This is a genomic window from Vibrio sp. PID23_8 (assembly GCF_003584965.1).
Taxonomy (GTDB): Bacteria; Pseudomonadota; Gammaproteobacteria; order Enterobacterales; family Vibrionaceae; genus Vibrio.
In genome coordinates, this window is sequence record NZ_LIXE01000001.1 from 184,416 (window position 1) to 196,326 (window position 11,911).

General features: G+C 45.2%; 15 protein-coding genes. 8 read left to right on the forward strand and 7 right to left on the reverse strand.

The genetic code is table 11. The features are described from left to right. Nucleotides 1-62: 62 nt before the first annotated feature. The gene (locus AK966_RS00795; protein WP_099080573.1) at nucleotides 63-296 is read left to right on the forward strand and encodes a TIGR02647 family protein; all 234 of its coding nucleotides are present in this window, start codon (nucleotides 63-65) and stop codon (nucleotides 294-296) included. Nucleotides 297-371: 75 nt separating this feature from the next. Here AK966_RS00795 and AK966_RS00800 read toward each other — a convergent pair whose 3' ends face one another. Further along, a complete protein-coding gene (locus tag AK966_RS00800) occupies nucleotides 372-794 on the reverse strand; it encodes a PACE efflux transporter (protein WP_119463356.1) in 423 nt (140 codons plus the stop codon). A gap of 89 nt (nucleotides 795-883) precedes the next feature. On the opposite strand from AK966_RS00800, the gene AK966_RS00805 reads away from it, so the two are divergent. Genes AK966_RS00805 through AK966_RS00815 form a run of 3 tightly spaced genes read left to right on the forward strand, consistent with a single transcriptional unit; the run spans nucleotide 884 to nucleotide 3,247 of the window. Continuing rightward, a complete protein-coding gene (locus AK966_RS00805; protein WP_099080571.1) occupies nucleotides 884-1,762 on the forward strand; it encodes a LysR family transcriptional regulator in 879 nt (292 codons plus the stop codon). Nucleotides 1,763-1,784: 22 nt separating this feature from the next. Continuing rightward, entirely contained in the window at nucleotides 1,785-2,612 is an 828-nt protein-coding gene (locus tag AK966_RS00810; protein ID WP_099080570.1) for an NAD(P)H-binding protein, read from the forward strand. Then, nucleotides 2,609-3,247 (forward strand): YdcF family protein, encoded by a 639-nt coding sequence (locus tag AK966_RS00815; RefSeq protein ID WP_119463357.1) that lies wholly within the window; start codon nucleotides 2,609-2,611, stop codon nucleotides 3,245-3,247. Before AK966_RS00810 ends, AK966_RS00815 begins: the two co-directional genes overlap by 4 nt. Before the next feature lie 74 nt (nucleotides 3,248-3,321). On the opposite strand, the gene AK966_RS00820 is transcribed toward AK966_RS00815, so the two are convergent. Both AK966_RS00820 and cysS read right to left on the reverse strand, forming a co-directional pair. After that, complete coding sequence (locus AK966_RS00820; protein WP_119463358.1) at nucleotides 3,322-3,900, reverse strand: thymidine kinase; 579 nt, start codon at nucleotides 3,898-3,900, stop codon at nucleotides 3,322-3,324. An 87-nt stretch (nucleotides 3,901-3,987) separates the two neighbouring features. After that, entirely contained in the window at nucleotides 3,988-5,370 is a 1,383-nt protein-coding gene (cysS, locus tag AK966_RS00825; RefSeq protein WP_119463359.1) for a cysteine--tRNA ligase, read from the reverse strand. A gap of 204 nt (nucleotides 5,371-5,574) precedes the next feature. Here cysS and AK966_RS00830 point away from each other — a divergent pair, with 204 nt between their 5' ends. From AK966_RS00830 to AK966_RS00845, 4 genes are all read left to right on the forward strand, one after another. After that, nucleotides 5,575-6,069, forward strand: coding sequence for a peptidylprolyl isomerase (locus tag AK966_RS00830; protein WP_119463360.1), 495 nt, complete (start codon nucleotides 5,575-5,577; stop codon nucleotides 6,067-6,069). Between the two features lie 60 nt (nucleotides 6,070-6,129). Next, on the forward strand, nucleotides 6,130-6,867 hold the full coding sequence (lpxH, locus tag AK966_RS00835; RefSeq protein WP_099080565.1) for a UDP-2,3-diacylglucosamine diphosphatase: 738 nt from the start codon (nucleotides 6,130-6,132) through the stop codon (nucleotides 6,865-6,867). Nucleotides 6,868-6,966: 99 nt separating this feature from the next. Further along, nucleotides 6,967-8,181 (forward strand): EAL and HDOD domain-containing protein, encoded by a 1,215-nt coding sequence (locus AK966_RS00840; protein ID WP_119463361.1) that lies wholly within the window; start codon nucleotides 6,967-6,969, stop codon nucleotides 8,179-8,181. A gap of 87 nt (nucleotides 8,182-8,268) precedes the next feature. Further along, nucleotides 8,269-8,772 (forward strand): YchJ family protein, encoded by a 504-nt coding sequence (locus tag AK966_RS00845; RefSeq protein ID WP_099080563.1) that lies wholly within the window; start codon nucleotides 8,269-8,271, stop codon nucleotides 8,770-8,772. Between the two features lie 371 nt (nucleotides 8,773-9,143). Here AK966_RS00845 and hisIE read toward each other — a convergent pair whose 3' ends face one another. From hisIE to hisH, 4 genes are read right to left on the reverse strand one after another with little or no spacing between them, the layout of a single operon-like run. Then, the gene (gene hisIE / locus AK966_RS00850; RefSeq protein WP_099080562.1) at nucleotides 9,144-9,779 is read right to left on the reverse strand and encodes a bifunctional phosphoribosyl-AMP cyclohydrolase/phosphoribosyl-ATP diphosphatase HisIE; all 636 of its coding nucleotides are present in this window, start codon (nucleotides 9,777-9,779) and stop codon (nucleotides 9,144-9,146) included. Beyond that, nucleotides 9,776-10,549, reverse strand: coding sequence for an imidazole glycerol phosphate synthase subunit HisF (gene hisF, locus AK966_RS00855; RefSeq protein WP_099080561.1), 774 nt, complete (start codon nucleotides 10,547-10,549; stop codon nucleotides 9,776-9,778). The genes hisIE and hisF overlap by 4 nt, the downstream gene beginning before the upstream one ends. Then, nucleotides 10,531-11,268 carry a 1-(5-phosphoribosyl)-5-[(5-phosphoribosylamino)methylideneamino]imidazole-4-carboxamide isomerase gene (gene hisA, locus AK966_RS00860; RefSeq protein ID WP_099080560.1) on the reverse strand — a complete coding sequence of 246 codons (738 nt, stop codon included), beginning with the start codon at nucleotides 11,266-11,268 and terminating at the stop codon, nucleotides 10,531-10,533. The genes hisF and hisA overlap by 19 nt, the downstream gene beginning before the upstream one ends. Nucleotides 11,269-11,280: 12 nt before the next feature. Then, complete coding sequence (gene hisH / locus AK966_RS00865; RefSeq protein WP_099080559.1) at nucleotides 11,281-11,895, reverse strand: imidazole glycerol phosphate synthase subunit HisH; 615 nt, start codon at nucleotides 11,893-11,895, stop codon at nucleotides 11,281-11,283. Between the last annotated feature and the right edge of the window lie 16 nt (nucleotides 11,896-11,911).

Genomic DNA, 11,911 nt, shown 5'->3' on the forward strand with positions numbered 1-11,911 from the left:
TTTCTGTTGCTCATCTTTGTTTTTCCGTCTAGCTTGGATAAAAAAGAGCAAAGGAATTACCTATGAAATATTCAGCTGACCACATTACAGAGTTGAACCTACTTCTTCAATTCGACTTAAGCAGTGCAGCAACAGGCATTAAAGTACATAAAGATGCATCTGAAGAAGCGCAGGCGGCTGTCGCACGTCTATACGCTAAACAGTTATGTACGCAACCTGATGGTGGCTACCTTACTGATGAAGGTATCGAAGTCGCGGAACACGCAGACAAAATTATCCGCGTACTCTCGGCATAAACGTTGTCATCTAATCGCTAAAATGCCACCGGATTCGGTGGCATTTTTATTTTCCGCTATCGAATTGTGCGTATATTACGCCATGATCTTTTTCATTTTTCCATATGGTTGGAGCTTGTCATATGCCCAATTAAAGCCTGTTGTATAAAACAAGAAGAAAATCAGGAAGCCTGCTTCCAGCGCCAACGCCTGCAATAGCGTGATTTTCAAGAACCATGCAATCACTGGAATAGTAATGAAGATTAAGCCCCCCTCGAAGCCAATCGTGTGACCAATACGCATCGCCAAGCTTCTTTCTTCACGGTTAGAACCAAACCATTTATCAAAGTACAAATTGTAAATGTAATTCCAAACAACGGTGTATAAACTCAAACCTATACCCACCATCGCCAAATCACTCGATCCTTTCCCTGTAATTAAAGATGTAACCGGAACAATGATCGCCAAAGCAATCAGTTCAAATAATACAGCGTGAAAGATACGTTCGTTACGAGCCATGATGTTTTACCTAAATAGTCCTACTCAATGACGCGTAGCTTATCTACAATTAAGATAAGTAATAGTTAGATACTATCGGTAAAGACGATATGTTTACCATTGAACAACTGCAAGCATTTGTTGCGACCTCTGAAGTAGGCTCTTTTTCTGCAGCGGCACGTAAGCTCGGACGAGCTCAATCTGTCGTGAGCCAACATATTATGAACATGGAACTCGACTGTGGCGTTGATTTATTTGACCGAACAGGGCGCTACCCCAAGCTCACTGCAAAAGGTCATGAACTATTGCCTTACGCATTAGCGACCATTAGCCAACTCGACCGACTGAATAACAAGGCCGCTCAATTGTTTTCACCACAAGCGACTCAGTTCATCCTCGCCGTTGATGAGGGTATCCCGCTCACTAACCTTCCTCAAGCACTCAAAAATTTGGAACAACAATTTCCGTATATCCAAGTTGAATGCTTGACAGGCTCCAGCCCTGACATCATCGAGCTCGTAAAATCTGGCCGTGCAACGACGGGCATCATTCTCAGCGACCTGCAAATGCCACAAAATATTGACTTCTCAAATCTCGGCAATATTGGGTTTGACGTATTTATCTCTACAGAACACCCTTTAGCGACGCAGAAGATTCGCCATATCGACGAGTTAAAGCAGCATAGGCAATTGGTTATTCGTTCAAAAAGTTCTGATACTAGTGGCGTCAATCAGGCGCTGAGCCCCGAAATCTGGTACGCTGATAATTATTACATCTTATTAGAATTGGCAAATAAGGGGTTGGGCTGGTGCTTCCTTCCAAATCATTTGGTATCGCATTCACCCAATACATTAATCAAAATTGGTGAGCAATTCACTAAACTGGCATGGCAAGTCAACATCGATTTGATACAACACCAGAAATGGCACTCCGATCCCCTACACCAACAAGCCAGATTAGAATTACAAACCCTGTTTGAGTCGCAATAAGGGTCAAAAGTAGGAACAACCGATGGCAAATACTTTAATCTTAGGCGCAGGTTGGCTAGGAACGCCAATTGCACAAACATTAGTGGATCAAGGGCATCAAGTTACGGTGACGCGCCGTAGCCAAGCAAAACTGGACGAATTTCCCATTTCTTGCGTCAGCACTGCACTGCTAGATCTCAACGAATCAGATTCGGCACAGCAGCTCTCAGAACTCATCGCGCAATACCAGATCGAGTGCATTGTCGGCACCTTTCCTCCCGGCTTTCGTCAAGGCAATGGGGATGAATACGCTCTACAATGGGAACGCTTGGTTTCGGCAGCAAAAGAAAATGGCGTTGGCAAAGTCTTAATGGTCAGTTCCACCACTGTGTATCCAAATCTTGCCGTCGATATGAAAGAAGAAGACGCGACATTAGCCTTAGCAAAAAACAATGCGCATTTTTCTGACAACGCACGCATCATGCTGCAAGCCGAACAATACGTGATTGATTCCGGTATCGACTATGTCATCGTTCGTTGCAGTGGTCTGATTGGTTCCGATCGCCACCCTTCTCGCTTTGCCATGCGCCTTAAACAAGTCAGCAGCAATGCTCCAGCTAATATGTTGCATCAAGACGACGCAGTGGCAGCAACGGTTTTCGCTCTCAATAACATCGACAATGACGTCGTGAATGCCACGACACCTACTACCGTCAGCAAAGCCGAATTTTACCAAGCGGCAATTTCAAAAAATGATTTAGATATTGCCCTACCGCCAATCACAGACACGCCAGATAAGCGCATTCTCGCAGACAAGCTCATCGAGCTTGGTTACCAATTTCAGTTTAAATCAACATTGGATGCACTATGAAGCTTTATCAACACATCGAAATTTTGTGGGATTACATGCAGCTTAAGCATGACGTAAAACCTGCCGATTGCTTGTTTGTTATGTGTAGCAATGACCTACGCGTTGCTGAGTATGCTGCCAAGCTTTATCAGCAAAACCTTGCGCCATTGATTGTCTTTTCTGGTGGCGAAGGTCGCTTTACCGATGGCTTGTTTGAGAAGAGTGAAGCCGAAACCTTAGCTGAAGTCGCTAAGCTGGCTGGCGTACCAAGTGAAGCGATTTTAGTCGAGACACAATCCAGTAACAGTGGAGAGAACGTCCGCTTCACTGAGCAGCTATTGAAAGAAAAAGGGATTCAATGTGAGTCTCTGATTTTGGTTCAAAAGCCATTTATGGAAAGACGTGCCATCGCAACCTTTGAAAAACAGTGGCAGTCGTCTTACTCACAACTTCAAGTCACTTCCACCGCACATCCTTTCTTTGAGTACATCAATGAAGAGATGCCATTGATGATGGTGCTTGAAGCTTTGATGGAAGATTTTTCTCGCATAAAAACCTACCCAGAAAAAGGTTTTCAAACCGAGCAAGAAATTCCTGATCATGTTGAATACTCTTACCAAGCACTTCGAGAAATGTTTGAGTTTGGGCGAGCGTAATCCTTCGCTCAATCGCCAACAACCAGATAAGAGAAAACCACCGAATTCGGTGGTTTTCTCTTATCTAGATTCGCTTACTTACCAAGCGCTTCTTTGTAGTGCTGGCGACAAACGGATACGTAACGGTCGTTACCACCGATTGCGACTTGATCACCTTCTTTAATAGCAACGCCGTGTTCATCAGTACGGATAACCATGTTCGCTTTGCGGCCGCAGTGACAGATGGTTTTTAGCTCAACCAACTTGTCAGCCCAAGACAGCAGGTACTTACTGCCTTCAAAAAGTTCACCAAGAAAATCGGTACGAAGACCATAGCAAAGTACAGGGATATGCAGTTTATCAACCACTTCTGTTAGCTGGTAAACCTGCTCTTTCGATAAGAACTGACACTCATCAATAAGAATACAGTGACGCTTTTCGACTCCGTGTAACTTAGCAATCTCTTGATACAAGTTAGTATCTGGACGAAACAAATGCGCGTCTGATTGCAAACCGATACGAGAGCTCACTTTTCCTATACCGTAGCGATCGTCTAGTGCAGCAGTAAAAATCACTGGCGTCATACCGCGTTCTTGATAGTTAAAAGAAGATTGAAGAAGAGTTGTCGATTTACCCGCGTTCATTGCCGAGTAATAGAAATACATCTGAGCCACAGAGCACTACCTTCGTTAAAGTTTAGAATTTATAAAAGCTTGTAAAGAAAAGGGCTGAATCATCAGCCCCTTTTTAAGATTGAATCGTTATTTACGACGCCACGTTGTGCCTTCCGCCCCGTCTTCTAGAACGATGCCCATTTCAGTCAGTTTATCACGCGCCATGTCTGCGTTTGCCCAATCTTTTGATGCACGAGAATCGTTACGTAGTTTGATTAGCGCTTCGATTTCAGCCACTTCATCGTCGTTACCTGCGTCGCCTTTTAGGAACGCTTCTGGATCTTGATGAAGAATACCGATCACTTCAGCCAATTCACGCATCAGCGCACCTAGTTCGCTTGCTTTCTCTACGTTTTCTGTCTTCAGACGGTTTACTTCACGTGCCATGTCGAACAGTACTGAGTACGCTTCTGGCGTATTGAAGTCGTCGTTCATCGCGGCAGTAAAACGAGTCACGTATTCTTCACCACCCGCTGGTGCTGCGTTTAAATTGAGACCACGTAGAGACGTGTACAGACGCTCCAGAGCAGCGCGAGCTTGATGTAGGTTATCTTCGCTGTAATTCAGCTGGCTACGGTAGTGACCAGACATTAGGAAGTAGCGAACCGTCTCAGCATCGTAGTGACCAAGAACGTCACGGATAGTGAAGAAGTTACCTAGAGACTTAGACATTTTCTCACGGTCTACCATCACCATGCCGCTGTGCATCCATGTGTTCACGTATTGCGTGTCGTGTGCACAGCATGATTGCGCAATTTCGTTCTCGTGGTGTGGGAACTGAAGATCTGAGCCGCCGCCGTGAATATCGAAGTGGTTACCTAGAATTGAAGAGTTCATTGCAGAACACTCAATATGCCAACCTGGACGACCTGCTCCCCATGGCGATTCCCACGTTGGTTCACCTGGCTTAGACATCTTCCAAAGTACGAAATCTAGAGGGCTGCGTTTTGCTGTTTCGATATCAACACGTGCACCCGCTTGAAGTTGCTCTAGGTCTTGCTTAGAAAGCTTGCCGTACTCATCAAATTTGCCTACTTCAAACATTACATCGCCGTTATCTGCAACGTAGGCAAAACCGCGTTCAATTAGCTTCTCAACCAACTCGATGATTTCAGCGATAAACTGAGTAGCACGAGGCTCAACGTCAGGACGCTTCATGTTTAGCGCATCAAAGTCAGCGTGCATTTCGCCAATCAGACGCTCAGTCAGTGAATCGCAAGACTCTCCGTTTTCTGCTGCACGCTTGATGATTTTGTCATCAATGTCGGTAATGTTACGTACAAACGTTAGATCATAACCTAGGTAACGTAGGTAGCGAGAAACGACGTCAAAAGAAACAAACGTACGACCGTGACCGATATGACAGAGATCGTAGATGGTAACTCCACAGACATACATGCCAACTTTGCCAGCTGTAATTGGTTTGAATTCCTCTTTCTGTCTTGTGAGTGTGTTATATATCTTTAACATGATCTCTATCTATGATTGTGAATGAATGACAATTAAGCCGAGTATATCAACTCCAACCTTATTAGGTAATAGCAATTCACGGATAAAACGATAATCGGCTAAACTTCAAGCACAAAACGTTTATTTTCATGATCCTGAGTTTTGCATGCGTTATAACTTAGGCTAGAATCCCAACTTCAATACAACACAGTAAAGGAAAATAGCATGATCACCCTTCACACTAATTTTGGTGACATCAAGATTCAACTAAACGAAGAGAAAGCGCCAGAGACAAGCGCAAACTTCCTTCAGTACTGCCGCGACGGTTTCTACGACAACACTCTTTTCCACCGTGTTATTGACGGCTTCATGATCCAAGGTGGTGGTATGGAGTCTGGTCTACGTGAAAAAACTTCTCGTGCACCAATCAAGAACGAAGCAAACAATGGCCTAAGCAATAAAGTGGGTACACTTGCTATGGCACGTACTATGGAACCGCACTCCGCGAGCTCTCAGTTCTTCATCAACGTGAACAACAACACTTTCCTAGACTTCCGCAGTGAAAGCCTAGACGGTTGGGGTTACTGTGTATTCGGTGAAGTTGTTGAAGGCATGGACATCGTAAACAAGATCAAAGGCGTTAGCACTGGCTCTTACGGCATGCACCAAGACGTACCACTAGAAGATGTGGTAATCACTGGTACAACAATCGAAGAGTAATTCGCTCGGATTCGAACTAACAAATAAGTTTGTGGGGAGGCATCGCCTCCCCTTATTTTTATGACGACATTATTTATATCAGATCTACACCTCACGCCTGCTCGTCCGGACATTACGGAGTGCTTCGTCACGTTTATGAGATCGGAAGCGATCCATGCTGACGCACTGTATGTATTAGGCGATTTATTCGAATTTTGGGTTGGCGACGATGATAGAACGTCTTTTGCCGACCAAATCCGCTCTGAATTCAAAGCATTAACCCGTTCTGGTGTTTCCGTTTTTTTCATCCAAGGCAATCGTGATTTTCTGTTAGGCAAACGTTTTTGTGAAGAAACGGGTATCACCTTGTTAAGTGACGTTTGTACGATTGATCTCTATGGACGAAAGGTGGTAATCCTTCATGGGGATACGCTTTGTATCGACGACGTAAAATATCAAGAGTTTCGTAAAACCGTTCATAAGCCATGGCTACAATGGCTGTTTAATCGTATTCCTTGGTTCGTTAAGAAAAGAATTGTCGCTAAGGTTCAATCAGACATTCGAGACGACAAAAAAACCAAGTCTCTCGACATCATGGACGTTAACCAAGACGAAGTGGAGCGCGTTATGTCTCAAAACGGCGTCAACCTGATGATTCACGGTCATACTCACCGCCCGAATAGACATTATTTTGACAAAAATGGTGTTGAATATACGAGAATTGTTTTGGGTGACTGGTACACGCAGGGCTCTGTACTAAAAGCCCATGCCAATGAATTTGACCTTCAAACGCGACCTTTTAAGAAAGATTCAAACTAGAGCAAGTGTACAATTAACAGAATACCGTATAGGGCATAGATATTTTGCCAAAAATCGTTATTATCATATAACTTAGTTAAGTCAGAACATATCACCGCATTGAAGTATTCATACGTAGCTCGCCAACCGATACTGGATAGAGAAAAGCGTACCATCGGGTATGAGCTTCTCTTCCGTGACGGTCCGAAAAATACCTTTCCAGAAGTAGAACCTGAGCTAGCGACTAGTCGACTTCTTTCTGACCATTTCCTAACCACGCACTATAGTACTCTGGGTGATAAGCTCGGCTTTGTAAACTTCCCTTATCAAAGCTTGGTTAACCTAGTCCCTACTCTGTTTCCTAATGAATCCCTCGTGGTTGAAGTGTTGGAAGATTGCGAGCCAACAGATGAGTTACTTCATGCAATCAAACATCTACATGCTTCTGGCTATCGCGTTGCGTTAGATGACTTTGTTCCGACTAAAGCTTGGAAGCGTTTTTTACCTTATGTTGCGATCATCAAGTTCGATATTCGCTTAGTCCCTATCGAGAAGGCAGCGATTTACATTCAATCACTTGGCCACTTTGACATCCAGTTTTTAGCCGAGAAGGTTGAAACCTATGAAGAGTTTGAACAAGCGATGGACGCTGGCTTTAACTTCTTCCAAGGTTACTTCTTCAGTAAGCCTGAGATGATTCAGAAGAAGCGCCTTAGCCCGGCGTTTTTGACGGTTATTCAGCTGTGTAAAGAGATTGCAGACAAACCCATCAATTTTAATGAAGTCGAACGCCTGTTTTCTATCGATGTGACCTTGTCTTATAAGCTAATGACTTATGTAAACTCGGGTTACACGCTCACCACTAAGATTAAGTCTTTCCGTCAGGCGCTGGTTTATCTTGGTGAAGAACGTTTAAGACGCTTTATTTCTCTTGTCGCGATAGCTTCAGTGCACGAAGACAAACCGGACTTTTTGTACTCTTTGGCGATTCAGCGCGCGCGTATGTGTGAAATTTTGCTCAGCCAGATGAGCACTAAGCACGACCCAGGCCAAGCGTTTTTAACGGGAATGTTCTCACTATTAGATTCACTATTAGACCAACCGCTTTGCGATGTGATAAGTGACATTCCGGTTGATGAGGAAATCAAGCAAGCGCTCACAAGTCGCAAAGGCGTATTAGGCTATCTGCTCTCGATGATCATCGCCTATGAGAAAGCCGATTGGGAAACAACGGTAAAGTACTGTAGTGCTCTCAAACTGACTGAGCCGCAATTAGCCAAAGCGTTTAGCCAGTCCACTGCGTGGTCTCAAGAACTGCTTTCTCAACCAACTTAAGACGCTATAATAGCCCCTCAAATACCCGCCAACCTCACTTTTGTGAGGTTGCTTATTTTTACTGTTTAATTAAACGAGTTTCCCTTTATGGCTTCTTCTTGTCCTTGCGGCTCAAACCGCACCTACAAACAGTGTTGTGAAATTGCTCACAGCCACCACGCCGATGTCACGACACCAGAGCAATTAATGCGCTCACGTTACAGCGCGCATGTGTTAGGTTTGGTGGATTATGTCGTGAACACGTATCACCCAAGCTGCAACGCAGAAGAACAGCGTGAAGGCATTGCCCAGTCTATCGACAGCAACTGGTGCAAGCTTGAAGTGATAAAAACAGAAACCGGCAGTAATGAAAATGAAGGGTTTGTTGAGTTCAACGCTTATTTTAATGAAGACGGCAAACGCTACTGCATGACAGAGCGCTCACGCTTTGTGAAAGAAGACGGGCTTTGGTACTACATTGATGGCACATTCCCAAAAGAAGAGCCGGAACAAGATCCGCGTCTGAGCCAACCAGTGAGCAGCTTAAAAGTAGGTCGCAACGATCCATGTATCTGCGGAAGCGGTAAGAAATTTAAGAAGTGTTGTGGGTGATCGAAAGGTCCTAGATTCAAAAGACAGGCCCTAGGATCCTAGGGCCTAAAACCTCGTATTACGCGCAAACGTTGTCTTTGAGTTATAAGGAAAATACTTGTCATTCTGAACAGTGAGGAACGAACGAGATTCAGAATCTACTGTCCGAGTTTGACATCTCTAAGGCAATATACCGCAACTAAATAGCCCACTAATAGTTAGTAGATTCGGGATGCTCGCTTGAGCTCGTCCGGAATGACGCTATTAGGTTTGGTTAATGTGCTCCTGTAAGCGAAGCGCTCCGTATTCTGTATTCCAATAACTTTCTCAGAAACTAACAAAACAACCTGCACTCACCATATAGGCCCTAGGTGCTAGGACCTTTTTTCTCTTTATTTGTGACGCTCTTTCAGTTTGTTCACTACGTCATTCATCGACAAGCCTTGGTCTTGAAGCAGAACCATTAAGTGGTAAATCAAGTCAGCAGATTCACACACTAGCTCCGCCTTATCGCCCGACGTCGCCGCAAGCGCGACTTCAACGCCTTCTTCGCCCACTTTTTGCGAAATACGCTTGGTGCCACGGGCATAAAGACTGGCAGTATAAGAGGAATCTGGGTCGGCGCTCTTGCGGGCAGCCAGTAGCTGCTCAAGTTGATGAAGCCACACCATTTGTGACTCCTCTTGAGGGGCCACATCCCAGCAAGTAGTGTTGCCCAAGTGACACGTAGGACCAATGGGATTCACTTTCACCAGTAGCGTATCGTTGTCGCAATCGAGCTGCAAGTTCACCAATTGCAGTACATTCCCTGAGGTCTCACCTTTGGTCCAAAGACGCTCTTTGGTGCGAGAGAAAAACGTCACTTGACCTGTTTCGCCCGTTTTTACCAGCGCATCTTGGTTCATGTAACCCATCATCAGCACCTGGCTTGATTGGAAATCTTGTATGATGGCAGGTACTAGGCCATCCACCTTTTCCCAGTTGATTCGCTCAGCTAGCGAACTTACTTCGGCGGCTTTCACATTCATAGTCGTACCTCAATGCCTTGTTGTTTCAAATACTGCTTCAGTTCACCAATATTGATGACTTGTTTGTGGAATACCGATGCGGCAAGCGCACCATCCACGTTTGCTTTTTGGTATGCTTCTGCAAAGTGATCCATCGCACCTGCACCACCCGAGGCAATCAACGGTACGTTACATACCTCACGCACCATATTCAGTTGTTCAATGTCGTAACCGTTACGCACACCATCTTGATTCATCATATTCAATACGATTTCACCAGCACCGCGCTTTTGCACTTCTTGCACCCAGTCACGCGTTTCCCATTGGGTCGCTTTGGTGCGTTCTTCATCACCAGTAAACTGGTAAACCTGATACTTGCCCGTCTCTTTGTCGTAGTATGAATCGATACCAACGACGATACACTGCACACCAAACTTGTCGGCAAGGTCAGTAATCAGCTGTGGGTTCGCCAATGCTGGTGAGTTGATAGACACCTTGTCTGCACCAAACTCAAGAATACGAGCTGCGTCTTCCGCTGATTTAATACCACCAGCAACACAGAACGGAATATCAATCACCTCTGCAACGCGAGCAACCCAACTTTTATCGACGACACGACCATCGCTTGAGGCGGTAATATCGTAGAAAACCAGTTCGTCAGCGCCTTCTTCCGCATAACGCTGTGCTAGAGGAACAATGTCGCCGATGATTTCGTGGTTACGGAATTGAACGCCCTTCACCACTTGCCCATCACGAACATCAAGACATGGAATTATTCGCTTTGCCAACATGCAAATGCCTCCTCTGCTGTGAACTGACCATCTAACAGCGCACGACCGACAATCACACCTTCTACACCGCTGCCTTTTAGCGCTTCGATATCTGCTAACGAGCCGATGCCACCTGAAGATTGGAATTGCACCTGTGGGTATTGTTTACATAGGTCGACGTAAAGCTCAACGTTTGAACCTTCTAGCGTACCGTCACGAGAAATGTCCGTGCAAAGCACGTGCTGTAGACCTACCGTTAGGTAATCATTGATCAGTGCTTCAATAGTCACGCCTGAATCTTCTTGCCAGCCTGAAATCGCCACTTTGCGTGTGCCGCCTTGGTCGATGTTGATGTCTAGCGCTAGAACGATTTTATCCGCACCATACTTTTCAATCCAACCTTTCACAAGTTCTGGCTGTTTGACTGCTGTAGAGCCCACAACTACGCGCTGTGCGCCTGCTTCAAGTAGATCCACAACGTCTTGCTCTGTTCGCACACCGCCACCGATTTGAATGTTCGCCGGTGTGCTCGCCAGTAGTTTTGTAATCAAATCAAGTTGACGCGCCGTTGTATCTTTCGCACCCGTCAGATCCACCAAGTGCAGCCAGTTCGCACCGGCTTGGTGGTACAAGTTGAACTGCTCTGCTGGGTCGACTTTGTATTCGGTTACTTGACCATAATCACCTTGATAAAGGCGAACCACCTGTCCTTCAATTAAATCAAGAGCTGGAATAATCACACTAAATTCCTTTTATAATTCTAAGAAGTTTTGAATAAGCTTCGCACCCGCTTTGGAAGAACGCTCAGGGTGGAATTGCACACCATAATAGTTGCCACTTTGTACTGCTGCGGTGAACGGATTGCCGTATTCACATTCTGCAATGGTGTAATCACCAACTGGCATAGCAAAGCTGTGTACAAAGTAGAAGTACTCACCTTCTTCGATACCATTGAACAGCGGATTACCTGCTTTTGCAGAGACGGTGTTCCACCCCATATGCGGCAGCGGTAAATCACCAGTTTGAAGTAGCTTCACTTCGCTATCGCAAAGTCCAAGGCACTCAACCGACTCGTCCGCATTCTGCCCTTTCTCTTGAGAAACTTTACCCAACAGTTGCATGCCTAAGCAGATGCCTAGCAGCGGCATTTCTACTTGTTTCACCAAGCTGATAAGTTCGCGCTCTTCTAAGTTCTTCATCGCTTCACTGGCGGTTCCCACTCCCGGTAGAAATAGCTTGTCAGCCGACAATACGATTTGCGGATCTTTAGAAATGGTTACGTCATAGCCTAAGCGTTCAATGGCAAACTTCACCGAAGAAACATTGGCACAGCCAGTATCGATAATGACAACTTTCTGTTCTATCACTGTTTTTCTCCTTGCT